This is a genomic window from Promicromonospora sp. NPDC059942 (assembly GCF_042731755.1).
In the GTDB taxonomy this organism is placed as follows: domain Bacteria; phylum Actinomycetota; class Actinomycetes; order Actinomycetales; family Cellulomonadaceae; genus Promicromonospora.
Map to the genome: position 1 here is coordinate 30,600 of NZ_JBHWLR010000005.1, position 23,844 is coordinate 54,443.

The following is a 23,844-nucleotide window of genomic DNA, read 5'->3' on the forward strand; positions in this document are numbered from 1 at the left end:
TGCGTCATCCCAGGTCAGGCCGTCATGAAGCGCCAGGAACCCAGCCAGGACCACGGTCGCCCGTTTCGGGGGAGGTCCCGCGGGCCGCCGTCCGCCATCGTGGGCTTGCGGACGAGGCGCCGCCCTGCCCCGGGGTGCGCCCGCAGGAGCACGCTGGAGGCGACCATGTCGCGGACCGTGGGCCGGATCGCGGTGGACCCGGCGTCCACGCACGCGATCGAGGTAGCCAACCGGCTCCATGTCGACGTGGTGCAGGGTCTCTCCCCTGCCGAGGCGGGCCGTCGGCTCCAGATGTACGGGCCGAACCGGCTGACCGCCGCCAAGAAGGAGTCGCCGATCCAGGCGTTCGGGCGGCAGTACCGCGACTTCATGCAGATCGTCCTGCTGGTCGCGGCGGTGGTGAACCTCCTGGTCACCGGCGACGTCGGCACCTCGCTGGTGCTGGCCGGGCTGACGCTGTTCAACGCCGTCATCGGCCTGCGGCAGGAGGCGAAGGCCGAGGAGAGCGTCGCGGCCCTGGCCAAGATGATGAAGACGGTCGCGCGTGTCCGGCGCGACGGCCAGGCCGTCGAGGTCGACGCCGGGGACCTGGTGCCGGGCGACGTCGTCCTGGTGGAGGCGGGCAACCGCGTGCCCGCCGACGGCCGGATCACGCTCGCCGCCACGCTGGAGATCGAGGAGGCCGCGCTCACCGGGGAGAGCCTGCCGGTGGGCAAGTCGACGGATCCGGTGGCGGGCGACGACGTCCCGCTGGGCGACCGCACCTGCATGGCCTACATGAACACCGCGGTCACCCGCGGCCGCGGCGAGATGGTGGTCACCGCGACGGGCATGAACACCGAGATCGGGCACATCGCGAACCTGTTGGCCGGCACCGAGACGGACAAGACCCCGCTGCAGAAGCAGCTCGACGGCCTGTCCAAGATCATCGCGACCATCGCGGCGGTCGCCCTGGTGTTCGTGGTGGTGCTGGGGCTGGTGCGGGGCGAGTCGTTCGACACGCTGTTCATCACCGGGGTGGCGCTGGCGGTGGCCGCGATCCCGACCGGCCTGCCCGCCGTCGTGACCGCCCTGCTCTCCATGGGCACCCGCGAGATCGCGCGCCGGCACGCGATCGTCAAGCGGCTGCCGGCGGTGGAGACGCTCGGGTCGACGTCGGCCATCTGCTCGGACAAGACGGGCACGCTCACGCTGAACAAGATGACCGCCCGCGAGCTGGCGATCCCCGGGCAGAACGCCTTCACCGTCACGGGCGAGGGCTACGGCACCACCGGCGAGATCCGGCACGTGGGCGGCTCGCGCATCGACCTCGACCCGTACCTCCTGCCCATGGTCCTGTGCGCGGACGCCGTGCTCGACGGCGAGAGCCTGATCGGCGACCCCACCGAGGGCGCGCTGATCGTGCTCGGCGCCAAGGGCGGCCTGGACATCGACGCCACGCGGCGCGACTTCCCGCGCGTCGCCGAGGTGCCGTTCGACTCCGAGTACAAGTTCATGGCCACCTTCCACGAGATGGCCGACGACGCCGGACGGCCCGTGGTGCGCTGCTACGTCAAGGGCGCCCCGGACGTGCTGATCGGCCGCGGCGCCGCCTACCGGTCCCCCGACGGCGCCGTCGTGCCGATCACCGACCAGAACCGCGGCCTGGCGCTGGAGGCGAACGACCGGATGGCGAACTCCGGCGAGCGGGTGATGGTCGTGGCCCAGCGGGACGTCGACCCCGAGACGTTCGAGGCGGCGCGCGTGAGCGGCCGGAATCTGATCGCCCTGGTCACCGATCTGACGCTGCTCGCGATGGTGGGCATCGTGGACCCGCCGCGGCCGGAGGCGAAGGCGGCGATCGCCGAGTGCCGCTCCGCCGGGATCCGGGTGCGGATGATCACCGGCGACCATGCGACCACCGCCGCCGCGATCGCCACGGAGCTCGGCATCGAGGGGCGCGCCCTGACGGGCAACGAGTTCGCGGACCTGACCGACGACGAGCTGCTGGCCCAGCTCCACGACATCGGGGTGATCGCCCGCGTGGCGCCCGAGGACAAGATCCGGCTGGTGCAGCTGCTCAAGCGCTCGGGCAACGTCGTCTCGATGACGGGCGACGGCGTGAACGACGCTCCCGCGCTCAAGGCCGCCGACATCGGCGTCGCCATGGGCATCACCGGCACCGAGGTCTCCAAGGAGGCCGCGGTGATGATCCTGACGGACGACAACTTCGCGACCATCGTGAGCGCCGTCTCCTACGGTCGCAGCCTCTACGACAACCTCGTGAAGTACCTCCGGTTCCAGATGTCCACGCTGGTCGCCTACATCGCGATCTTCCTGCTCGCGGGCATCCTGAACATCGCGGCCGGCACGCCGCTGAACCCCCTGCAGATCCTGTGGCTCAACATGGTCGTGGACATCCCGATCGCGATCGCGCTCGGCTTCGACCAGCCCACCAAGGGGTTGATGGACCGGCCCCCGCGGCCGGTCGGGGCGCCGGTCCTGTCCCGGGCGGCCTGGGTGCGGCTCTGCGTGCAGGGCGCCGTCATGACGGCCGGCTCGCTGTGGGCGTACCAGATCGGGGCCGACGCCGGGACGGTGGTCGCGTCGACGATGCTGCTCACCACGCTGTCGCTCTTCCACGTCGTCGCGGGCCTGCTGTCGCGCGACCAGCTCGGCACGATCTTCGACCGCGACGCCATCCCGGGCGTCGCCCAGCTGCGGCGGTACGGGCTGGCGCTGCTGGCGATCGTCGCGGTGACCACCATCGGGCTGCTCGAGAGGGTGTTCGGCACGACCGAGCTCGACGGGCGGCAGTGGGGTGTCTGCATCGCGCTGGCGCTGAGCCTGCTGGTGATCGAGGAGATCATCAAGGTGTTCCTGCGGGCGCGCGCGGCCGGGGGCGGGGGCGGGGCGCCGCGGGTGCCGCCGACGGCCGGGGTGACGCGGGCGGTGTGAGGGGTTGGGCCGACAGGAGTGCTCCCGTCTGAGATGATCCGGGTCGAGCAGCTCCTGCTGCCTGCCGGTGACGAGGGAGTGGCTACGGTGCGGATCTCGGACGAGTCGACCGCGATATTGCGCTTCGGCACCGTGGGCGCACCTGATCTGCCGGGTCGTATCGAGCTCCTGCGGGCCGCGCACAACCTGGGGGCGATGACAGGCGCAGAGTTCCTGCTGGATGTGGAGGCCGAGTTCTCCATCCGCGAGGGCCGGGACGTCATCTTCGCCGAGCCGTCGTTCCCTGTGGCCGAGCTGGCCCGGGCGCTGGAGTTGTGGGCCTGCGAGACGGACGAGCCACGAGACGACTTCGTGTTCGACTCCATGGCGTACGAGGTCCTGGGTGCCGTGCGGATCGTCAACACGGTGGACGGCTGGACGATCGGGCCCCACTACGAGCCGACGACGACGGAGCCGCGGCCCTGGCCGGTCGTTCACGCGGAGATCTGGGCTTTCGTCGAGGCCGTCAAGGCAGCGACCCCGGTCGCGGTGCGCGCTGCCACCGGCTCGATGATCACCGCGATCCTGGCCATGCACCGCGCCTTCGACATGTCACTGGCCGACGCCAAGGCTTTCGTGATCGACGCCGTCGGTGGGGTCGATCGCCTCGTCTTCCCGGCCGAAGCACTCGGCGCCTCGGCCGACTAGCTCGCAGGCGGTCCGGCTGCTCGCGAGGCGCTCCCCGTATTACCGTGTCGGCCAGACCAGCCGGACAGGTAGCCTCCCGCTGTGCCACGACGGAGAACTCCCCAGGAGAAGAAGCAGCTCAGCCTGCTCAACGACCGTCGCAACGGCTACGGCGAGAACTTGAAGGCATCGCGGAAGAACATCCCACGGAACAAAGCGTTCGTGAATCGCGCGAACCGGCACGCTGACCGGCAAGCGCTGGTCATCGCCACCGGCCCATCGGACCCGGACCTGGGCGAGGTCGCCGACCTGACCGTACGCGGACGACGGCGCAAGGTATGGCGCAAGTGGGCGGACGTCAGCCTCGGCCAGGTTCTCGCGCAGCGCTCGGAACGGGAATGACCTCCCCCGACTCCACGCCAACCGAGTCAGCATCCTGGGATGGGCTCTTCGGGATCGGGGACTACTGGCCGGTCTGCCAGCGCGGGATTGAGGCGATCGCCGCGACGCACAGGTCGGTCACGATGTCGCCTCGCGCGTCCAGTCGACGGTCTCGAGGACCGAGGCTCGCTGATCCTTGGCCCGATCCCAGTTCTTCACCGGCGCGAGTGTGACACGTGGGCGGCGGCCGGCGCCCGGCGTTTTCGACCATGCAGTTGCTGCCAGGACCGCACCCGTCCTGGCAGCAACTGCATGCCCGATTTGTGCAGCCGGGCAGGTAGCCGGCCGCGCAGCCGGGCGTCGAGCCGGCAGCGCCGCCGCCGCACCGCCCCACCACCTCACGCCCCCACCACCTCCCGGAGCGGCTCGAACCTGTCGTGCTCCGTGCGGCACATGCCCTCCCCGTGGGTCAGGCCCGGCAGGTCCCGCTGCAGCGCGGCGACGCTCCCGGCCGGGATCTCGCCGCGCACGACGACGATGCCGCCGCTCCCCACGCGCGACTCGAACGGCACCCCGCCCAGCCGGCCCACCAGCGACGCCACGGGCCCGACGGTGTCCTCCGGCAGCTCGATCACGAACCGGTGCACCGGCTCGCACACCACCGTCCCCGCCCGCCGGACCGCGGCGGCGAGCACGCGCGGCGCCAGCCCGCGGAAGTCGGCCCCCGTGCTGGACATCGCCTTGTTGAACTTCTGGTGCATGTGGCTCTGCCGGGGTGAGTAGCCCGAGTGGGTCATCACCACGCGGGCGTCCGGGACCGGCCAGTGCAGCGGCCCGCGGGCGAGCTCGCGGCGCACGGTGTCCTCGGTCGCGTCGAAGAACGCGGGCGGCATCGAGCCGCGCTCGCACTCCAGCTCGAACGTCACACCGCTCCCCGGGGTCGCGGGCTCGACCCGCAGCCCGATCGTGGCGTGGAACTCGTTGCCGTTCTGCTTCTTGATCTCCAGCGCGTGCCCGGTGCCGACCAGCCGCTCGGTGCGTGCCGTCCGCACCTCGCCGAACCGCGCGTCGACCCGGTACTCCCGCTGCAGGATCGCGGCCAGCACCTCCCGCTGGACCTCCCCGTACAGGGAGACGGTGATCTCCTCGTCGCGGCGGCGCACCCGGATGAGCGGGTCCTGCTCCGCGAGCTCGGACAACGCGGCGTACAGCCGCCCGCGCGCGACCGGTTCGGCGTCCACCACCGTCTCGTACGACGGCGGCGGGAACTGGCTCGCCCGCTCGTCCCCCGGCCGCTGCGGCCCCACGACGTCGCCGACGCGCGCCGTCGCCAGCCCCTGTACGACGGCGATCTGGCCGGTCCGCGCCGTCGACCGCGGGTCGAGCGAGCCGCGGTCCGCGACGCGCAGCCCCGTCACCCGCTCGGACTTCCCGTGCCCCAGGTCGATCCGGTCGCGGACCCGCAGCGCGCCCGACCGCATCCGGACGAACGCCCGCTTGCGGCCGTCCTCCCGGTCGATCGCGAAGACGACGCCGGACGGCGCGCTGGTAGCGGCCGCCGGCGCCTTGGTCCCAGCAGCCGGCGCGTTGGTGCCGCCGGCCCGCGGCGCGTCCGGACCGGCCTCGGGAGCACCGTCGGCTCGCGCGTCCTCGACCTCCGGCTCGCCCCCGCCGTCGGCCACGACCGGCAGGTGCGTCCCGAGCGCGGCAGTCAGCTCCGGCACGCCGACGCCGGTCACCGCCGACCCGAACAGCACCGGGTGCGCGGCACCCCGCCGGGACTCGCCCGCGAGCCAGGCCCGCAGGCCGTCGTCCGGCAGACGCTCCACCCGGGCGGCGGGCGTGCCGGCGTCGAGCACCCGCTGCACCGGCAGGACGTCGGGGCTGAGGCGGCGCGCGACGGCGTCGGCCACCGCCTCCGGGCGCGCACCGCGCCGGTCGATCTTGTTGACGAACACGATCACGGGCAGCCGCAGGCGCTGCAGGGCGCGCATCAGCACGAGGGTCTGCGCCTGCACGCCCTCGACGGCGGACAGCACGAGCACCGCGCCGTCGAGCACGGCGAGGCTGCGGTCCACCTCGGCGATGAAGTCGGGGTGGCCCGGGGTGTCCAGCACGTTGACGGTGACGTCCCCCGCGGGGAACGACGCCACGGACGCGCGGATGGTGATCCCCCGCTCGCGCTCCAGCGCGAGCGAGTCGGTCAGGGTGTCGCCGCCGTCGACGGAACCGAGGCGGTCGATCACGCCCGAGTGGTGCAGCAGGCGTTCGGTCAGGCTGGTCTTACCGGCATCGACATGAGCGACGATCCCGAGGTTGAGGTACGACAAAAGCAGTCACGTCCGTGGTCAGGTGGGTCAGGGCACGGGGCGTGACAGCTGTCATCGGTGTTCCAATCTCTCGGGTTGCCCCGACCTTGCCCGCCCGACCGAGGTCGGGGCAATGCTTTATTCGGGTCCGTGTCGGTCGGGTGTCATGCGAGCCCGGCCGTGAAGCCCGGCCAGTCGGCCCCGGACCGCGGCCGCTCCACGTCGTCGGCCGTCACCGCCGCCCGGCGCGCGGCCTCGGCCACGACCAGGTCGGCGGTCTGCTCGGGTGTCTGCCCACCCGAGTCCAGCCACCAGCCGAGGTCGCCCAGCTCGCGCCGCTGGTTCCGCGCCAGGGGCGCGACGTCGTAGTCCACCCTGGTCTCGGGCGCTCGCGTCGCGTTCCGGTGTCGCGCCACCTCCAGCGACGGGGACAGGACCACCAGCATCAGGGGCCGCGCCCGCAGCGCGCCGAGCACGTAGCGCAGCTCCGCCCGCGTCTCGACGACGGTGTCGAGCACGGGGGTGAACCCGGCCTCCGCGAAGTTGCCCGCGGTGGAGCAGGCGTTCGTGGCGCGCAGCCGCAGCTCCCGCAGCCCGTCGGGCCCCGGGTTCCACCGGCGCTCGTCGTCGAGCATGCGCGCCCGGCCGCTGACGAGCATCAGGTTGAAGACGTCGCCGTCCACCTGGGCCGCTCGGGGCAGCCGTTCGGCCACGAGCCGCGACACGGTGGTCTTCCCGGCGCCCGGCGTCCCGGTGATCAGCAGGCAGCCGGCCAGGTGCTCACGCCCGCTCATCGCGACTCTCCCCCGCCGGTTCGCCCGGCGCGAGCCCCGGGTCCGACGCCGGATCCGCGCGCCACGCCCAGCGCAGCGCGTCGGGCAGCAGCACGCCGGCGTGGTTCGGATTGTGGCCGCCGTCGCCGAGCACGAGCCGGAAGTCGTAGCCGGCCTCCGCGAGCGCCGCGCCGACCCGCAGGTTCTCGGCAAGCCAGTTGCGCTCGGGCCGGTCCCAGCCGAGGTCGCGGTGCCCGGCCTGGAGGAAGATCCGCAGCGGCTTGCGTGGCTCGGCGTGCAGCGCCGCGGGGTACGGATTGCCGCCGGGCATCTGGGCGAAGCTCGACAGGAAGCCGACGACGCGGCGGAACCGGTCGGGGCGGTGCCACGCGGCGGTGAACGCGCAGTTCCCGCCGCTGCTGCCGCCGACGACACCCCAGCGGTCCGGGTCGTCGCTGACGGCGTACCGGCGGCGGACCTCGGGGATCACCTCGGTCAGCAGGAAGGTGACGTAGCGGTCGTCGGCGGCGTCGTACTCGGCGTTGCGGTTCTTGCGCTCAGCGGGATCCGCGCGGTCCTCGAAGACGCCGGGGTCGACGAAGACGCCGATCGTGGGCGGGATCGCGCCGTCGTGCACCAGGTTGTCCAGCACGATGCCGCCGCGGACGTCGCCGTGGGGGTCGAGGTACCACCAGCCGTCCTGGAACACGAGAAGCCCGGCGGGGTCGGCGGGGTCGTGGGCGGCGGGGTCGACGGCGGGGTTGACGACGGGGTCGACGGCGGCGGGCACGTGGATCCACACGCGGCGCGCGGTGCCGGGATAGACGACGCTGTCGTCCAGCCGGAGCTCGACGGTCTCGCCCGGCGGGACATCGGGACGCCGTCGGGAGTCCGGCCCGAGCTCGTACCGGACGTCGTCGAGGTCGAGCGGAATCGGACGGAACGGAACAGAAGCGGCCACGCCGCCACGCTAACGACCGCCGGCGCTCGGGTCGCGCCCTTTTCCGACAGTGACGGCGGCACCCATCAAGGGCGCGCGAACCCGCCGTCTGAGGCAGGGCGGATGAGCGTGGGTCTGGAGGCGGTATCACCGGCCAGAGCGCAACTACACCGGCGCTCATCTAGGGCCGATGGTCTGGACCCGGCCACAGCTGTTGACCACAGCGTGTGCTGCCAGGAACGGCCCGGCAGTGGCAGCAGCTGCTGTGGTCAACACCGGGGTGGAGGCGGCCCCGCCCGACGGCCCCGCGCTAACCTGCCCGCATGATCGTGTGGCTGAACGGACCCTTCGGCGGCGGCAAGACCACGACGGCGGCGGAGCTCGACGCGCTCCTGCCGGAGGCGGTGGTGTTCGACCCGGAGTCGATGGGCCCGCCCCTGGTGCCCACGCTGTCGGGCATCGAGCCGGTGCACGACTTCCAGGACTGGCGGCCGTGGCGCGAGCTGGTCGTGACGGCGCTGACGTCGCTGGACCGGCACACCGGCCGGACGATCGTGGCCCCGCAGACGGTGGTCGTGGAGCAGTACTGGGACGAGATCACGTCGGGCCTCGCGGCGGCGGGGGTTGAGCTCAGGGCGTTCACGCTGGACTGCACTCCCGACGAGCACGAGCGGCGGATCGCCGGCGACACGGTCACGAACTCCACGATCGAGGAGATCACGATCGACGACGGCGGCGTGGGCTGGCGCCGCCACCGCGCCGCCGACTACCGCGCGGCGCTCCCCTGGCTCGCCGCACGCACCGACGTGATCGACACGACGACCCTCCGACCGGCCGAGGTCGCCAAGGAGGTAGCGACCCGCGCAGGCCTGACCGCCTGACCGAACCCGCCCAGCCGGCGGCGTTGACCACAGCAGCTCCTGCCGGCAGCGGCGGATCGGTGGCAGCAGCTGCTGTGGTCAACACATCGTTCCCGGCTGGCCGGGGCGCGCCTCACTCCGCGCCGTAGAAGATTCGTTCCATCACCGCTCGGGCGCGGCGGGCCAGCCGCAGGTACAGCTCCTCCAGCTCCGGGCCCGTGCCCACGTCGCCGAGCAGCCGGGCGATGCCGGTCAGGGCGTGGCTGTCGTGGGGCAGCATGTCGACGCCGGCGCCCGTCGTCCGCCCGGACCACAGCACGATCGCCGACCGCAGCCGCGACGCGAGCACCCAGGCCTCCAGCAGCACCTCGGCGTCGTCGTCGGTCAGCAGGCCGGCCTCGTTCGCGACCTTCAGCGCGGAGATGGTGCCCGTGGTCCGCAGGCCCGGCACCTCGTACGCGTGCTGGAGCTGCAGGAGCTGCACGGTCCACTCGACGTCGGAGACCCCGCCCCGGCCCAGCTTCAGGTGCCGCGCCGGGTCGGCGCCGCGCGGCAGGCGCTCCGACTCGACGCGCGCCTTGATCCGCCGCACCTCGCGCAGCACCGCGGCGTCCAGCCCGCCCTCGGGATAACGCAGCGGGTCGATGAGCTCCGTGAACCGCGCGCCCAGCGACCGGCCGCCCTCGGCGCCGGGTCCGAGGTCGAGCTCGGTCCCGCCGTCCGGCAGGGTGCCCCCGCCGTCGGACAGGGAGGCCGCCACCGCGCCCTCGTCCGGGCCGCCCGCCGCGACCACGCTGAGCGTGCCCGACAGGGCGCGCGCCCGCAGCAGCGCCTGCGCCTCCCAGGGCGAGGACCAGCGGCCGTAGTACTCCACGTAGGAGTCGAAGGAGCGCACGAGAGGCCCGCTACGGCCCTCGGGCCGCAGGTCGGCGTCCACGGGCAGGCCCGGCTCCGGCCCGACGGCGGTGAGGATCCGCCGCATGCCCTTCGCCACCGTCAGGGCGTAGTCGTTGGCCGCCTTGTCCCCGGCGCCGCCCACCGCCTCGTAGACGAACATGATGTCGGCGTCCGAGCCGTACCCCATCTCCTGGCCGCCCAGCCGGCCCATCGCGACGATGAGCAGCCGGGCGGGCTCGTCCCCGCGCGCGATGTTCCGCTCGCCGCGCGCCTCGTGCTCCGCGATGCGCAGCCCGCCCGCCAGGACGACGTCGGCGGCGTCCGAGATGGCCCGGGCGGCGTCGACGGGCCCGAGCTCGCCCAGGACCTCGGCGACGCCGGTGCGGGCCAGCTCGCGGCGGCGCAGCGCGCGCAGCGCGACCGTGGCGGCGTCCACCTCCTGCGCCCGGCCGAGCAGTGCGTCCGCCTCCGCAGCCAGCCGCCGCGCGCCCCGCGGCGCCAGCGAGTCGGACTGCGCCAGCCAGCGCACCGACTCCGGGGACCTGCCGATCGCGTCCGCCAGGTAGCGCGACGAGGACAGCACCTGGGCCAGGTGGGAGGCCGCCTCCGCGGAGTCGCGCAGCAGGCGCAGGTACCAGTGGGTGGAGCCCAGCGTGTCCGACAGCTTGCGGAACGCGAGCAGACCCTCGTCCGGGTCCGCGCCCTCGGCGAACCAGCCGAGCAGCACCGGCAGGAGCTGCCGCTGGATCGCCGCGCGCCGCGAGACGCCGTCGGTCAGGGCCTGGACGTGGCGCATCGCGCCGGCCGGGTCGCGGTAGCCGATCGCCGCGAACCGGGCCATGGCCGCCCGCGGCGCGAGCGACGCCTCGCTCGTGGACAGCAGCGCCGTGGCCGGCAGGAGCGGCCGGTAGTAGACGGCCTCGTGCAGGTCGCGCACCTCTCGCCGCACGGACCGCCAGGTCTTGACCAGGTCGTCCGCGCCGCCCTGCCCCAGCCCGCGGGCCAGCCGCCGCAGCTCCGCCTCGGCGGTCGGCATGAGGTGGGTGCGGCGCAGGCGGAAGAGCTGGATCCGGTGCTCCAGCGCCCGCAGGAACCGGTAGCACTCGCCCATCCGGCGGGCGTGCTCGCGCCCCACGTAACCGCCCCGGGACAGCGCCGCCAGGGCGTCGAGCGTGGTCCTCGACCGGATGTCCTCGTCCGCCCGCCCGTGCACGAGCTGCAGGAGCTGCACGGTGAACTCGACGTCGCGCAGGCCGCCCTTGCCGAGCTTGATCTGCCGGTCGGCCTCGGCCACCGGCACGTTGCCCTCGACGCGCTTGCGCATCGCGCGGGCGTCCTCGACGAAGTTGGGTCGCTCCACGGCCTGCCACACCAGCGGCCCGACGGCGGCGGTGTACGCCTCCCCGAGCTCCAGGTCGCCCGCCACGGGACGCGCCTTGAGCAGCGCCTGGAACTCCCACGTCACGGCCCACCGCTCGTAGTACGCGACGTGGCTGGCCAGGGTGCGCACGAGCGGCCCCTGCTTGCCCTCCGGCCGCAGCGCCGCGTCGACCTGCCACAGCGCGGGCTCCGCCGACGCGCCCGAGCACACCTGCGCCAGGCGGCCCGCGAGCCGCGTCGCGACCCGCAGGGCGTGGTCCTCGTCGCACGCGGGCGCGCCGTCGGGCAGCAGGCCCGGCTCGGCCACGTAGATGACGTCCACGTCGGAGATGTAGTTCAGCTCCCGGCCGCCGGTCTTGCCCATGCCGAGCACGGCCAGCCGGACGCCGGCCGCGTGGTCGTCCTCCTCGGAGCGCGCCACGGCCAGCGCGCCCTCCAGTGCGGCGGCCGCCAGGTCGGCCAGCGCCGCCGCGACGGCGGGCAGCACCGTCGTCGGCTCCGACGCGGTGACGTCGGTGGCCGCGATCCGCAGCAGGCGGGCGCGGTAGGCGCGGCGCAGCCGGTCGGTGTACGACGACGAGGAGGCCTCGTCCGGTGCCGTCTCCCCGTGCTGGGCGTGGGTGCCCGCGACGGGCTCGGCGGACTCCGGGTCGGCGTCGACGGCGCGCAGCAGCTCGGCGCGCACTGCCTCGGCGGGGACGCCCGTGCCCGGGGTGAGGTCGCGGACCAGGTCGAGCAGCGCGGGGTGGCGGACGAGCTCGTCGCCGAGCGCCGAGGACGAGCCCAGCACCCGCAGCAGCCGGTCGACGGCGGTCGGGCGGGGGGCGTCGTCGTCGGCCGGGCCGTTGTCCGTGCCGTTGGCCGAGCCGCCGTTGACGGCGCCGCCGCCGTTCCCGGAACCGTTGTGGGCCGGGGCGTCGGCGGTCGGGCCGAAGGCCGCGAGGACCGGGCGCAGCCGGTCCGGGGCGGCCGCCGCGAGCCGGACGAGCTGGAGCAGCGCCAGGTCGGGGTCGGCGACGCCGGCGAGCGAGCGCAGCAGCGCCACGTCGGCGGGCTCCAGGACCACCGCACCGCGGTCGGGGCCGGCCGCGCGGTTCTCCCCGTTCCCCCTGGAACCGTTGTCCAGGACGGCGACCAGGTCGGGGTCGCGCCACAGCGCGGCGGACCGGGTGAGGTCGGCGAACCCGGCCCGGATCAGATGGGTCGTCAGGGTCTCGGGTCGGCGGCTCTGCACCCCCCGACCCTACGACGCGGGCGGGGGGTGCAGCACCTCTGTCAGGGCCGCAGGAACTTCAGACCTGCGGGTACGTCAGAGCTGCACGAACGTCAGAGCTGCAGGAACCGCTTGAGCTCGAACGGCGTCACCTGGGCGCTGTACGCCTCCCACTCCTCGCGCTTGTTGCGCAGGAAGTAGTCGAAGACGTGCTCGCCGAGGGTCTCGGCCACGAGCTCGGACTTCTCCATGAACTGGATGGCCTCGTCGAGGTCGCGCGGCAGCGGGGCGATGCCCAGCGCGCGGCGCTCGGCCGGCGTCAGCTCCCAGACGTCGTCCTCGGTGTGGTCCAGGAGGTCGTAGCCCTCCTCGATGCCCTTGAGGCCGGCCGCCAGGATCACGGCGAACGCCAGGTACGGGTTCGCGGCGGAGTCCAGCGCGCGGTACTCGATGCGCGCGGAGTTGCCCTTGCCCGGCTTGTACATCGGCACGCGGACCAGCGCGGAGCGGTTGTTGTGGCCCCAGCTCACGTAGCTCGGGGCCTCCTGCCCGCCCCAGAGCCGCTTGTAGCTGTTGACGTACTGGTTGGTGACGGCGGTGATCTCACCCGCGTGCACCATGAGGCCCGCGATGAACTGGCGCGCCGTCTTGGACAGCTCGAACTGGGCGCCGGGCTCGTAGAACGCGTTGCGGTCGTCCTCGAACAGCGAGACGTGCGTGTGCATGCCGGAGCCGGGCTGGTCGGCCAGCGGCTTGGGCATGAAGGACGCGAACACGCCCTGCTCGAGCGCCACCTCCTTGACCACGGTGCGGAACGTCATCAGGTTGTCCGCGGTGGTCAGCGCGTCGGCGTACCGCAGGTCGATCTCGTTCTGGCCGGGACCGGCCTCGTGGTGCGAGAACTCGACCGAGATGCCCATGGACTCCAGCATCGTGATCGCGGCACGGCGGAAGTCGTGTGTCGATCCCCGGGCCAGGTGGTCGAAGTACCCGCCCTGGTCCACCGGCTCCAGCTTCGGGTCCGACTTGGTGAGCTGGTTGAACAGGTAGAACTCGACCTCGGGGTGCGTGTAGAAGGTGAACCCGCGGTCGCTCGCCTTGGCGAGGGTGCGCTTGAGCACATTGCGCGAGTCGGCCAGCGACGGCTGCCCGTCCGGCGTCAGGATGTCGCAGAACATGCGGCCCGTACCGTGCCGCTCGCCGCGCCACGGGAGCACCTGGAAGGTGGTCGGGTCCGGCTTGGCGACCATGTCCGCCTCGAAGACCCGGGTGAGCCCCTCGATGGCGCTGCCGTCGAAGCCGATGCCCTCGCTGAACGCCGACTCGAGCTCGGCGGGTGCCACAGCTACCGACTTCAGCACGCCGAGAACGTCGGTGAACCAAAGCCGGATGAAGCGGATGTCGCGCTCCTCGACCGTGCGGAGCACGAACTCCTGCTGCCTGTCCATGGGCCCATCTTGCACTAAACCTGTTACAGGTGCGTGTACCGAGCATGGACGACCGGTCGTAGGCTTTCCAGCGGCACCGAGGCCGTTCGAACCACAGGAGGACCATGTCCGCCCACACCTCACCCACTCAGGGTCCCAAGAGGGTCCGCGTGCACCATCTGGCCGAGGCCAAGGCCAAGGGTGAGAAGCTCGCGATGCTCACCGCGTACGACGCGGTGACCGCCGCGATCTTCGACGCGGCCGGGATGGACATCCTGCTGGTGGGCGACTCCATCGGGAACGTCATGCACGGGCACACCAGCACGATCCCCGTGACCGTGGACGACATGATCCCGGCCGCCCGCGCCGTCGCGCGGGCCACGAAGCGCGCGTTCGTCGTGATCGACCTGCCGTTCGGCTCCTACGAGGCCGGGCCGCAGCAGGCGCTGGAGACGTCGGTGCGGATCTTCAAGGAGACCGGCGCCGACGCCGTCAAGCTGGAGGGCGGCGTCCGCTCCGCCCCGCAGATCCGGGCGCTCACCGACGCCGGGATCCCCGTCGTCGCGCACCTCGGCTACACGCCGCAGTCGGAGAACCTGCTGGGCGGGCCGCGCGTGCAGGGCCGGGGCGACGACGCCGTCGAGCGGCTGGCCGACGACGCGAAGGCCGTCGAGGAGGCCGGCGCCGTCGCCGTCGTCCTGGAGATGGTGCCGACCGACGTCGCCGCGCGGATCACCGAGATCGTGCGGATCCCCACCATCGGCATCGGCGCCGGGCCGCACTGCGACGGCCAGGTGCTCGTGTGGACGGACATGGCCGGGATGACCGACTGGTCGCCGCGGTTCGCCCGGCGCTATGCCGAGCTCGGCGCGGCGTTGCAGCAGGCCGCGGAGGACTACGTCTCCGAGGTCAAGGACGCCTCGTTCCCGGACGCGGAGCACTCGTTCGAGAAGTAGCGCACGGGTCAGACGTACAGATCACCCGGGTGACCTGTACGTCTGACACGAGGGGTTATTTCTTGCGCCAGTCCTCGTCCTCCTTGTCCCAGGACTCGTTGCGCGATCTCGCGCTCTCCAGCGCCCGCTCGGCCTCGGCGCGGGTGCTGTAGGGACCCATCAGGTGCGACCAGGACGAACGGCGTCCCACTTCGACCGCCCGGGTCTCGGTGTTGTACCAGTACTGCTCCTCGGTGCTCATGAGACGATCCTGACATGAGCGACCTGGCGTTCGGCATAGACATCGGAGGTTCGGGGATCAAGGGTGCGCCCGTCGATCTCACGGCGGGCGAGTACGCGGAGAAGCGGACCCGCATCCCCACGCCCCAACCGTCCACCCCGCAGGCCGTGGCTGACGTGCTCGCCGAGCTCGTCGACACCTACCACCTGCCCGACGACGTCCCGATCGGCGTCGCCTTCCCCGCGCCCATGCAGCACGGCGTGGTGCGTTCCATGGCGAACCTCGACCAGTCCTGGACCGGCGTGGACCTGCCGGCGCTCGTGCAGCGCGTGACCGGGCGCCACGTGGTGGCGGTCAACGACGCCGACGCCGCGGGCGTGGGCGAGGTGCGCTACGGCGCCGCGCGCGACGCGGACGGCGTGGTGCTGGTGGCGACGCTCGGCACGGGGATCGGGTCGGCGCTCGTGGTCGACGGCGTCCTGGTGCCCAACACGGAGCTGGGGCACCTGGAGATCGACGGGCACGACGCCGAGTCGCGGGCGGCCGACTCCGCGCGGGAGCGTGAGGACCTGTCCTGGGAGGACTGGGCCGAGCGCCTGCAGCGCTACTTCGGGGTGGTCGAGGACCTGATCTCCCCCGACCTCATCGTCGTGGGGGGCGGTGTGAGCAAGCACCACGAGAAGTACCTGCCGCACCTGCACCTGCGGGCGCCGATCGTCCCGGCGCAGCTGCGCAACGCGGCCGGCATCGTGGGGGCCGCGGCCCTGGCCGCCGGGCGCTGAGGCGTGCGCGCCCGGCCTTCGGGCCGGGTGCGGTCAGGCCTCGCGCGCGGTGCCGCGGTGCGCGGGCTGCGTGAAGAGCGCGTCGACCCCGAGCATCTCGATGACGTTTCGGACCACGGGCGGCGGCTCCGGAAGGCTGACGGTCAGGCCCTCCTGCGTCCCGTAGGTGTACATCTGCATGAGGAACGCGACGCCGGTCGAGTCCATGAACGTCACCTTGGACGTGTCGATGACCACCGCCTTGGCCCGCTCGAGGGCGTTGGCTATGGCAGCACTCGACTCACCGCGCAAAGAGACATCGATCTCTCCCCACATGCTCACGACGCTCGTGCGAGCCTGTTCCTCGAACAGGATCCCGCCCGTGCGCCCCCTGTTGTCGAATTCGGTGTTGCTCACTTGCATCGCCCCTGTTCATTGCTCCCCGACACGGCCGCCGGAACGGGTCGCCCGACCCCCCGGGCAACTCTGGGAGATTGCAACGCCTTCGTCGCGATCACGGGCAGCCTACATCCGTGAAGATCGCAAGTGGAACAGCCTGCAAGGGTTACATTTCGAAGACCCTACTGGTATAACCCAGTATTTCTAGGGGCAAACTAGCACACAACCCCCGGTCACAACGGACAAAAAGATACCGAGTTGGACATACGTCCAAGAAAAAAATTCACCGGAATCAATTCTCCGACGACCGATTGGGGCCGTCCGGGCCTTCGGAGGCACCGGGATTGCGAACATTCGGTGCGCTTTCCTTCTCCCATGCATCGAGCTGCATAGTGAGCGCCTTGGCGAGCTCGAACACCTGCTGCGGAGGAATGCGCACGCGCGAAACCACCCGGCCCGGCACGGTGATCGACGTGACCTCGCCCGACTCGGGGTCCGAGACCGGGCTCGGCGGCTGCTTCACGGCGATGAAGTCCAGGATGAACGACGTCGGCGTGTGCCAGACCGAGGCGAAGTCGGCGGGTACGCCGGTCTCCATCTCGTCGGGCACGTCGATCTGGAACTCCTGGGGCAGCTCGTCGGACGACACTGAGGCTCCTCGTTAGGCCGGGCGGTGCACCGACCGTACCGTGGGGCAGGTTGGCGCGACAGTGGAAACGGACTCGAAGGACATATGGTTCCTGACCTCCCGAGCTACCGCCCCGGTCAAGAAAATATGCCGACACGTTCAGGCTCCCGGCACTAGACTCACGCGGCCGTTCGCACGAGTGCCTCGGGCGACGAACACCCCGCACACGAACCCAGGAGGACCTCCCATGCCCGCCGACGCGTCAGAGCTCGCCACGGAGCGGGAGTTCCTGGCCGAGGCCCGCTCCCAGCTCGGCCGGATGCGCGACCGGGTCGCCGCGCTCGACGGCAGCTACGCGGGCGACTGGGTGAGCGCCGAGGTCCTGGAGGCGACGCTCGCGCGCCGGATGGAGCAGCTCACCGACGACCCGGAGATCCCGCTGTTCTTCGGGCGCATCGACCTCACGGCCGGCGAGACCTTCCACATCGGACGCCGCCACGTGTCGGACCCGGACGGCGAGCCGATGGTCGTGGACTGGCGCGCCCCCGTGAGCACGCCGTTCTACCGGGCCACGGCCAAGGAGCCGATGGGCATCACCGCGCGGCGCCGCTACGGGTTCGCCCGCGGCCACCTCACGGCGTTCGAGGACGAGTCCCTGACCCGCGCCGACCTGGGTGCGCAGGACGGCGACGGCGCCGCGCACTCCGAGATCCTCGAGGCCGAGATCGAGCGCCCGCGCTCCGGCCCCATGCGCGACATCGTCGCGACGATCCAGCCCGAGCAGGACGTCATCGTCCGCATGCCGCTCGAACGCACGCTCGTGGTCCAGGGCGCGCCTGGCACGGGAAAGACGGCGGTGGGCCTGCACCGCGCGGCGTACCTCCTGTACGCGCACCGCGACCAGCTCACCCGCCGCGGCGTGCTCGTCGTCGGGCCGAACAAAAGCTTCCTGCGGTACATCCGCGACGTGCTGCCCGCCCTGGGCGAGATCCACGCGACGCAGGCGACCATCGAGGAGATCGTCAGCGGCCACGCACCGGTCCGCGCCACGGACACCGCCGACGTCGCGACCCTCAAGGGCGACGGCCGGCTGGCCGAGGTGCTGCGCCGCGCCGTCTGGTCGCACGTGCGCACCCCGGAGGAGACGCTCGTACTGCCGCGCGGCTCGTTCCGCTGGCGGGTCCCGGCCTACGAGGCGCGGGAGGCCGTGGAGCAGGTCATGGGCCGGGGCGTGCCGTACGCGCTGGGCGGGGCCCAGCTCCGGCACGCGCTGGCGCACCGGGTGCTGGTCCAGATCGAGGAGACCGGCGACGCCCTCGACGACAAGGCCTGGGACGTGCTCGCCCGGACCAAGCCCGTGCGGGACTACGCGGCGGCCGTCTGGCCCGCGGTGGACCCGCGCAAGCTGCTGTTCCGCCTGTACTCCGACCCGGAGTTCCTGGCGGAGTGCGCCGATGACGTGCTGACGGACGCCGAGCAGGCGCTCCTGACCTGGGCCCGGCCGCCCCGCACCGCCGGCTCCGCCCGCTGGACGACGGCGGACCTCGTGCTGCTCGACGAGATCGCCGACCTGCTGGACCGGACCACGTCGGTGGCGCACATCGTGGTCGACGAGGCGCAGGACCTGTCCGCGATGATGCTGCGCTCCCTCGGCCGACGCGCCGCCACCGGCTCGCTCACCGTGCTCGGCGACCTGGCCCAGGCCACGACGCCGTGGGCGGCGCGCGACTGGGCGGACGTGCTGCGCCACCTGGCCAAGCCCGACGGGTACGTGGAACAGCTCACGGCGGGCTTCCGCGTGCCGGCCGACGTGATCGAGCTCGCCGCCCGGCTGCTGCCCAGCATCGCCCCCGGCCTGGAGCCGCCGACCGCGGTCCGGCGTGCCAAGGGCCGGCTCAGGTTCACCACGGAGCCGCTCGACGACGTGCTGGTCGGCGTCGGCATCTCCGACCTGGAGGGTTCGGTCGGCCTCATCGTGCCCGATGCCGCGGTGCCGGACGTCCGCGAGACGCTGGCCGCCGTCGGGCTCACCTTCGCCGTCGTGGGCGAGCAGGAGGACGCCGCCCCGGCCGCGGGCGGCGACGCCGGCGGCGCGAACGACGGGGACGGCGGCGCGGAGCCGGACGACTCCTCGGAGTTCGACGTGCACCTGGACCTGGTGCCCGCCTCCCTGGCCAAGGGCCTGGAGTTCGACCACGTGCTGCTGCACGACCCGGCCGCGATCGTCGCGGCCGAGCCCAACCACGCCACCGGTCTGCGCCGCCTCTACGTCTGCCTCACCCGCGCGGTCACGTCGCTGGTGGTGCGGCACGACGGCGACCTGCCGCCGGAGCTCGGCGTCGCGGGCTAGGGCCTCGAAGTACGTCGGACCCGCGGTGCCGGCGCTGCGGCGGCTCGGGGAACAACGCCTCGGCTTGAGGAACACCGACACACAGCTGTCGCGTCGTCGGCCGACAGTGGACCCATGACCGACACCACGAACCCGACGGCGACACCCACCTCCGCCGCCCGGCACGCGCTCGACGTGTGGCTGACCATGTGGAACACGGACGGCGACATCGCACGACAGATCTGCGCGGACGACTTCCGGATCCATTTCGCCGTCACCGAGCCCGACGGGTCGACACCCGCGGACGACATCCGCACCTCCGAGGACTTCGCGCGGTATCTCGCCTGGTGGCACGAGCAGAACCCGGGCGTCGTCTTCACGAGGATTGCCGATGCCATCGACGGTGACCACGGCCGGTTGCTCTGGGACGTCGACGCGAACGGTCAGCAGGCAGGTGGCGTGGACGTCTTCGACTTCGATGGAGACGGCCGGGTCCGCCGGGTCTGGTCCGTGGGCGGGCAGCGCAGCATGCGGAGCTGACCACCTACGCGATTCCTCTCGCCCTTCAAGAAGGCCTGCAAGATGCCCCGGAAGAAGCCCTGAAAGAATGTGAGGCATGAAGCGAGCCGAGCGGCAGTACGCCCTGGTCGACCTGCTTCGCGGTGCGCGGCGCCCCTGGTCCGCCGCTCGGCTCGCCCGTGAGTTCGGTGTGTCCGCACGGACGATCGAACGAGACATCGGCTCGCTCCAGGTGGCCGGCGTCCCTGTCTACGCGGAGCACGGGGCCGCGGGCGGGTACTCGATCCTCCGTGAGTACTCGCTGCCGCCCCTGAACCTCTCCGCCGCCGAGTCGTTGGCGGTGCTCGCCGGTCTCGCGCTCCTCGAGTCCTCGCCCTACCAAGGAGCCGCCCGCCGGGCGGGCGCCAAGATCGCCGCGGTCATGGACGAGGCGCACCGCGAGCCCGTGCAGGAGCTGCTCGGAACGATGCACGTCATCGACGCCGCACCCCCGACGGAAAGGGCCGTGCCGCTCGGGATCCTCTCCGACGCGATCGCCGCACGCCGCGTGGTGCGGCTCACCTACGTGGGCGAGGGTACGGACGGCACACCGGACCGTTCCGCCACGACCGTCCGCGAGGTCGAGACCATGGGTCTCCTTCGTGCCGCCGACACGTGGCTGCTCAGCGGCTGGTGCCGGCTCCGCGATGCGATCCGCGGGTTCCGCATCGAGCGGATCACGCGGCTCGAGATCCTCGACGAGGTCCCGCCGCGGCGCGACCCCGCGCTGCTCGAGGCGGACCTCGCACGGTGGTCGGCGCGGCGGCTGCTGCTCGGACCGGAGTAGCCGGTGCGGCTCAGGAAGGTGCCTGGTCCCCGCAGCGGCAGCCGTCGTCGCCGCACCCCTGCTCGGCCCCGCGCTCGCTCTCGCCCACGAGCTGGGCCACGGGAGTGCAGCAGGCGTCGCCGTGCCACGCCTCCCAGCCCTCGCGGACGGCGAAGCCCGCGATGACCACGGCCGCGACCGGGTCGGCCCACCACCAGCCGAGCAGGCTGTTGAGCAGGAGCCCGGCGAGCAGGGCCGCCGAGAGATAGGAGCAGATCAGGGTCTGCCGGGAGTCGGCCACGGCGGAGGCGGAGCCGAGCTCGCGGCCCGTGCGGCGCTCGAACCAGGACAGCCCCGGCATGACCAGCAGGCTGACGGCGGCCAGGACGATGCCGACCGCGGAGTGCTCGGGCGAGGTGGCGCCGAGGAGGGCGCGGGCGGCGTCGACGGTGACGAACGCGGCCAGGCCGAAGAACGAGACGGCGATCAGGCGCATCGCGACCTTCTCGCGGGCCTCCGGGTCGCGGCCCGCGAACTGCCATGCGACCGCCGCCGCCGACAGCACCTCGACCACGGAGTCCAGGCCGAACCCGATCAGCGCGCTGGAGGAAGCCAGGTGCCCGGCGGTCAGGGCGACCGCCGCCTCGACCACGTTGTAGCTGATCGTGGCGGCCACGACCCAGCGGATGCGGCGAGCGAGCACGTCGCGCCGGGCCGCGCTCAGCGGCCGGGGCACGGGGAGCGCCGTCATACGCACGTGCAGTCGGGGCCGCAGCAGCCGGGGTCGACCGCCAGCACCAGGCCGAGCAGGTCGCCCAGCGCTGGCGCGAGGCGGGTGTCCGCGAGGCGGTACCAGGAGCGCCGTCCGTCCTTGACGGACTCGACCAGACCGCAGCCGCGCAGGCAGGCGAGCTGGTTGGACATCACCTGCCGGGACACCCCCAGCGCGTCGGCGAGGTCGGACGGGTAGGCCGGCGCCTCCCGCAGCGCGAGCAGGATCCGGGTGCGGGTCTCGTCGGACAGCGCGTGCCCCAGCCGCGCCAGGGCGGCGGTATGGGTCAGGGTCACCGACTCGGCGATCGTCTCGGTCATGGACGTGACGGTACACGGAATCGTGTATTCAGGGAACGCTGTACTGATGGCGTTTCCGGCGCGCGCTCCAGTGTGTCCCGCGTCACACCGGCCGGATGTCACGGGCGGGCGCCCTGCCTCCATCTACCGGGCAACACCGTCGAACGAGACCGACCGAAGGAGCAGGAACCATGAGCGCACAGCGAACCGACGCCACCGGCACCGCCGCTGCCACCACTGCCACAGCCGCTGGCACCACGCACCGTGTGGTGATCCTCGGCGCCGGGTACGCGGGCATGGCGGCGGCCGTGCAGCTCGCCGCCCGAACCCGGCGGGGTGGGGCGGTGCAGGTGACCGTCGTCAACGCCCAGGAGCGGTTCACCGAGCGACTCCGGCTGCACATGACGGCGACCGGGCAGCAGGTCGCGGAGCTGAGCATCCCGGAGATGCTCGACGGCACGGGCGCGCAGTTCGTCCGCGGCTGGGTGACGGCGGTCGACGCCGACGCGCGGACGGTGCGGATCGACGACGACCGGGAGCTGCCCTACGACACCCTGGTGTACGGGCTGGGCAGCGCGGCCGACACGGCGCGCGTGCCGGGCGCCGACGACCACGCCTTCACCCTGAGCGGCGCGCAGGACGCCGAGCTGCTGGCCGACCGGCTGGGGCAGCTCCGCGGCGGCACCGTCGTGGTCGTGGGCACCGGGCTCACGGGGGTCGAGTCGGCCGCGGAGCTCGCCGAGCAGCGGCCGGACCTCGACGTCGTGCTGGTGGGCCGCACCGAGCCCGGCGCCACGATGAACACGAGGGCACGGACGCACCTGCGCGGCGCCCTCGACCGGCTGGGCGTCACGGTCCGCGCCGGAGCCGACGTGGTGCGGGTGCGGCCGGACGCCGTGGAGCTGGCCGGCGGCGAGCGCGTCGCCGCCGACGTCGTGCTCTGGACGGGCGGGGCGCGGGTGTCCCCGCTGGCCGCCGTCGCGGGCCTGGAGGTCGACGACCGCGGGCGGATCGTCACCGACGCGGCGCTGCACTCGGTGTCGCACCCGGACGTCTGGGCGATCGGGGACGCCGCTGCGATCCGCCAGGGCTACGGCGTCATGCACGGCACCTGCCAGGGCGGCATGCCGACCGGCGTGCACGCCGCGCTCTCGATCGACCGGGTGCTGCGCGGCAAGGAGCCCAGGCCGTTCCGCTTCGGCTACTACCACACGCCGGTGAGCCTGGGCCGGGCCGACGCCGTGGTCCAGTTCACGCACCCGGACGACAGCCCGCGCCGGATCAGCCTGACCGGACGGACGGCGATGCGGTACAAGGAGACGGTGACCGCATCGCCCTGGCCCACCTACGGCCGCATGAAGAAGGTTCCCGCCTCCGGCGCGTTCTGGCCCACCGGCGGGCACTTCACCCGGGAGGTGGCGCGTTGAACGACGGCGTACCCGGGCAGGACGCCGGACCCGGGCAGCAGGTCTTCCACGACCACCGCCGGCTGTTGTTCTCCGTGGCCTACCGCCTGCTGGGCAGCGCCGCCGACGCCGAGGACGCGGTCCAGGACGCGTGGATCAGGTGGTCCTCCGCGGACCGGTCGCAGGTGGCCGACCCCAAGGCCTACCTGACGCGGATCGTCTCCAACCTGGCGCTGGAGCGGCTGCGCTCCACCCGGCACAAGCGCGAGACCTACGTGGGCCCGTGGCTGCCGGAGCCGATCCTGACCGGCGGGGACGCCGCGGACGCCGCCGTGAGCGCCGAGTCGGTCTCGATGGCGATGCTCGTCGTGCTCGAGTCGCTGAGCCCGCTCGAACGCGCTGTGTTCGTGCTCAAGGAGGTCTTCGGCTTCAGCCACGCCGAGATCGCCGAGGCCACGGAGCGCACCGAGCCTGCGGTGCGGCAGGCGGCGCACCGCGCCCGCGAGCACGTGCAGGCCCGGCGTCCGCGGTACAGCGCCGACCGGGCCCGGCAGCGCGAGGTGACCGAGCGGTTCTTCGCGGCCACGACCGGCGGCGACCTCAACGCGCTGCTGGAGCTCCTGTCCCCCGATGTCACCCTGTGGACCGACGGCGGCGGCAAGGTCCGCCAGGCGCTGCGGCCCGTGGTGGGCGCGGACACGGTGGCCGGCTGGTTCGCGGCGATGGGGACGGTCACCTACCAGGGCATCGACCCCGCCGACATGCGGGCCGAGCTCGTCGAGATCAACGGCGGGCCGGGCATGCTGTTCAGCGGCGCGGGCCGGGTCATCTCCACGGTCACGTTCGACTTCGACGCCGAGGGCCGCATCGTGGCCATCCACAACGTGGCCAACCCGGACAAGCTCCGGGCCGTATCCACCGGCGCCCGGTACGACGTCGGGACGACGTAAGCCGGTGGGGGCCGGCG

Annotated in this window: 22 protein-coding genes; 11 read left to right on the forward strand and 11 right to left on the reverse strand. The window is 72.7% G+C overall.

Features of this window, described 5'->3' with window-relative positions:
- Positions 1 to 14: 14 nt before the first annotated feature.
- Positions 15 to 167, reverse strand: coding sequence for a hypothetical protein (locus ACFV9Q_RS09445; RefSeq protein ID WP_377234188.1), 153 nt, complete (start codon positions 165 to 167; stop codon positions 15 to 17).
- On the opposite strand from ACFV9Q_RS09445, the gene ACFV9Q_RS09450 reads away from it, so the two are divergent.
- The 3 genes from ACFV9Q_RS09450 (at position 166) to ACFV9Q_RS09460 (ending at position 4,005) form a co-directional block, all read left to right on the forward strand.
- On the forward strand, positions 166 to 2,937 hold the full coding sequence (locus ACFV9Q_RS09450) for a cation-translocating P-type ATPase (RefSeq protein WP_377234189.1): 2,772 nt from the start codon (positions 166 to 168) through the stop codon (positions 2,935 to 2,937). The genes ACFV9Q_RS09445 and ACFV9Q_RS09450 overlap by 2 nt on opposite strands.
- Positions 2,938 to 2,970: 33 nt before the next feature.
- Entirely contained in the window at positions 2,971 to 3,624 is a 654-nt protein-coding gene (locus tag ACFV9Q_RS09455; protein WP_377234190.1) for a hypothetical protein, read from the forward strand.
- An 81-nt stretch (positions 3,625 to 3,705) separates the two neighbouring features.
- The gene (locus ACFV9Q_RS09460; RefSeq protein WP_377234191.1) at positions 3,706 to 4,005 is read left to right on the forward strand and encodes a hypothetical protein; all 300 of its coding nucleotides are present in this window, start codon (positions 3,706 to 3,708) and stop codon (positions 4,003 to 4,005) included.
- Positions 4,006 to 4,382: 377 nt separating this feature from the next.
- Here ACFV9Q_RS09460 and ACFV9Q_RS09465 read toward each other — a convergent pair whose 3' ends face one another.
- The 3 genes from ACFV9Q_RS09465 to ACFV9Q_RS09475 all read right to left on the reverse strand — a co-directional run bounded on the left by ACFV9Q_RS09465 (position 4,383) and on the right by ACFV9Q_RS09475 (position 8,027).
- Positions 4,383 to 6,314 (reverse strand): GTP-binding protein, encoded by a 1,932-nt coding sequence (locus tag ACFV9Q_RS09465; protein WP_377234192.1) that lies wholly within the window; start codon positions 6,312 to 6,314, stop codon positions 4,383 to 4,385.
- A 143-nt stretch (positions 6,315 to 6,457) separates the two neighbouring features.
- Positions 6,458 to 7,087, reverse strand: coding sequence for an AAA family ATPase (locus ACFV9Q_RS09470; RefSeq protein WP_377234193.1), 630 nt, complete (start codon positions 7,085 to 7,087; stop codon positions 6,458 to 6,460).
- Entirely contained in the window at positions 7,074 to 8,027 is a 954-nt protein-coding gene (locus ACFV9Q_RS09475; protein ID WP_377234194.1) for an alpha/beta hydrolase, read from the reverse strand. The genes ACFV9Q_RS09470 and ACFV9Q_RS09475 overlap by 14 nt, the downstream gene beginning before the upstream one ends.
- A gap of 302 nt (positions 8,028 to 8,329) precedes the next feature.
- Between ACFV9Q_RS09475 and ACFV9Q_RS09480 the strand changes: the two genes are divergently transcribed.
- Complete coding sequence (locus ACFV9Q_RS09480; RefSeq protein WP_377234195.1) at positions 8,330 to 8,887, forward strand: hypothetical protein; 558 nt, start codon at positions 8,330 to 8,332, stop codon at positions 8,885 to 8,887.
- Between the two features lie 112 nt (positions 8,888 to 8,999).
- On the opposite strand, the gene ACFV9Q_RS09485 is transcribed toward ACFV9Q_RS09480, so the two are convergent.
- Both ACFV9Q_RS09485 and ACFV9Q_RS09490 read right to left on the reverse strand, forming a co-directional pair.
- Positions 9,000 to 12,377 (reverse strand): bifunctional [glutamine synthetase] adenylyltransferase/[glutamine synthetase]-adenylyl-L-tyrosine phosphorylase, encoded by a 3,378-nt coding sequence (locus ACFV9Q_RS09485; protein WP_377234196.1) that lies wholly within the window; start codon positions 12,375 to 12,377, stop codon positions 9,000 to 9,002.
- Between the two features lie 92 nt (positions 12,378 to 12,469).
- Positions 12,470 to 13,804, reverse strand: coding sequence for a glutamine synthetase family protein (locus tag ACFV9Q_RS09490; protein WP_285104256.1), 1,335 nt, complete (start codon positions 13,802 to 13,804; stop codon positions 12,470 to 12,472).
- Between the two features lie 104 nt (positions 13,805 to 13,908).
- Here ACFV9Q_RS09490 and panB point away from each other — a divergent pair, with 104 nt between their 5' ends.
- Entirely contained in the window at positions 13,909 to 14,739 is an 831-nt protein-coding gene (gene panB, locus ACFV9Q_RS09495) for a 3-methyl-2-oxobutanoate hydroxymethyltransferase (protein WP_182617797.1), read from the forward strand.
- Positions 14,740 to 14,794: 55 nt separating this feature from the next.
- On the opposite strand, the gene ACFV9Q_RS09500 is transcribed toward panB, so the two are convergent.
- Complete coding sequence (locus tag ACFV9Q_RS09500) at positions 14,795 to 14,980, reverse strand: SPOR domain-containing protein (RefSeq protein WP_377227296.1); 186 nt, start codon at positions 14,978 to 14,980, stop codon at positions 14,795 to 14,797.
- A 14-nt stretch (positions 14,981 to 14,994) separates the two neighbouring features.
- Between ACFV9Q_RS09500 and ppgK the strand changes: the two genes are divergently transcribed.
- On the forward strand, positions 14,995 to 15,741 hold the full coding sequence (gene ppgK, locus ACFV9Q_RS09505) for a polyphosphate--glucose phosphotransferase (RefSeq protein ID WP_285104252.1): 747 nt from the start codon (positions 14,995 to 14,997) through the stop codon (positions 15,739 to 15,741).
- Positions 15,742 to 15,774: 33 nt separating this feature from the next.
- Here the strand turns inward: ppgK and ACFV9Q_RS09510 are convergent, their stop codons facing one another.
- Both ACFV9Q_RS09510 and ACFV9Q_RS09515 read right to left on the reverse strand, forming a co-directional pair.
- Positions 15,775 to 16,143 (reverse strand): STAS domain-containing protein, encoded by a 369-nt coding sequence (locus tag ACFV9Q_RS09510; RefSeq protein WP_377227295.1) that lies wholly within the window; start codon positions 16,141 to 16,143, stop codon positions 15,775 to 15,777.
- 268 nt (positions 16,144 to 16,411) lie between these two features.
- A complete protein-coding gene (locus tag ACFV9Q_RS09515; protein ID WP_285104248.1) occupies positions 16,412 to 16,768 on the reverse strand; it encodes a DUF3467 domain-containing protein in 357 nt (118 codons plus the stop codon).
- 226 nt (positions 16,769 to 16,994) lie between these two features.
- Between ACFV9Q_RS09515 and ACFV9Q_RS09520 the strand changes: the two genes are divergently transcribed.
- The 3 genes from ACFV9Q_RS09520 to ACFV9Q_RS09530 all read left to right on the forward strand — a co-directional run bounded on the left by ACFV9Q_RS09520 (position 16,995) and on the right by ACFV9Q_RS09530 (position 20,421).
- Positions 16,995 to 19,097 carry a HelD family protein gene (locus ACFV9Q_RS09520; RefSeq protein ID WP_377234197.1) on the forward strand — a complete coding sequence of 701 codons (2,103 nt, stop codon included), beginning with the start codon at positions 16,995 to 16,997 and terminating at the stop codon, positions 19,095 to 19,097.
- 114 nt (positions 19,098 to 19,211) lie between these two features.
- Entirely contained in the window at positions 19,212 to 19,616 is a 405-nt protein-coding gene (locus tag ACFV9Q_RS09525; RefSeq protein WP_377234198.1) for a nuclear transport factor 2 family protein, read from the forward strand.
- Between the two features lie 76 nt (positions 19,617 to 19,692).
- Positions 19,693 to 20,421 carry a helix-turn-helix transcriptional regulator gene (locus tag ACFV9Q_RS09530; protein ID WP_377234199.1) on the forward strand — a complete coding sequence of 243 codons (729 nt, stop codon included), beginning with the start codon at positions 19,693 to 19,695 and terminating at the stop codon, positions 20,419 to 20,421.
- A 10-nt stretch (positions 20,422 to 20,431) separates the two neighbouring features.
- Here ACFV9Q_RS09530 and ACFV9Q_RS09535 read toward each other — a convergent pair whose 3' ends face one another.
- On the reverse strand, positions 20,432 to 21,151 hold the full coding sequence (locus ACFV9Q_RS09535) for a cation transporter (protein WP_377234200.1): 720 nt from the start codon (positions 21,149 to 21,151) through the stop codon (positions 20,432 to 20,434).
- Complete coding sequence (locus tag ACFV9Q_RS09540; protein WP_377234201.1) at positions 21,148 to 21,492, reverse strand: ArsR/SmtB family transcription factor; 345 nt, start codon at positions 21,490 to 21,492, stop codon at positions 21,148 to 21,150. The genes ACFV9Q_RS09535 and ACFV9Q_RS09540 overlap by 4 nt, the downstream gene beginning before the upstream one ends.
- A 170-nt stretch (positions 21,493 to 21,662) precedes the next feature.
- On the opposite strand from ACFV9Q_RS09540, the gene ACFV9Q_RS09545 reads away from it, so the two are divergent.
- Positions 21,663 to 22,898, forward strand: a complete 1,236-nt coding sequence (locus ACFV9Q_RS09545) for an NAD(P)/FAD-dependent oxidoreductase (protein ID WP_377234202.1) — start codon at positions 21,663 to 21,665, stop codon at positions 22,896 to 22,898.
- Positions 22,895 to 23,827 (forward strand): RNA polymerase sigma-70 factor, encoded by a 933-nt coding sequence (locus ACFV9Q_RS09550; RefSeq protein WP_377234203.1) that lies wholly within the window; start codon positions 22,895 to 22,897, stop codon positions 23,825 to 23,827. The genes ACFV9Q_RS09545 and ACFV9Q_RS09550 overlap by 4 nt, the downstream gene beginning before the upstream one ends.
- Positions 23,828 to 23,844: the final 17 nt, after the last annotated feature.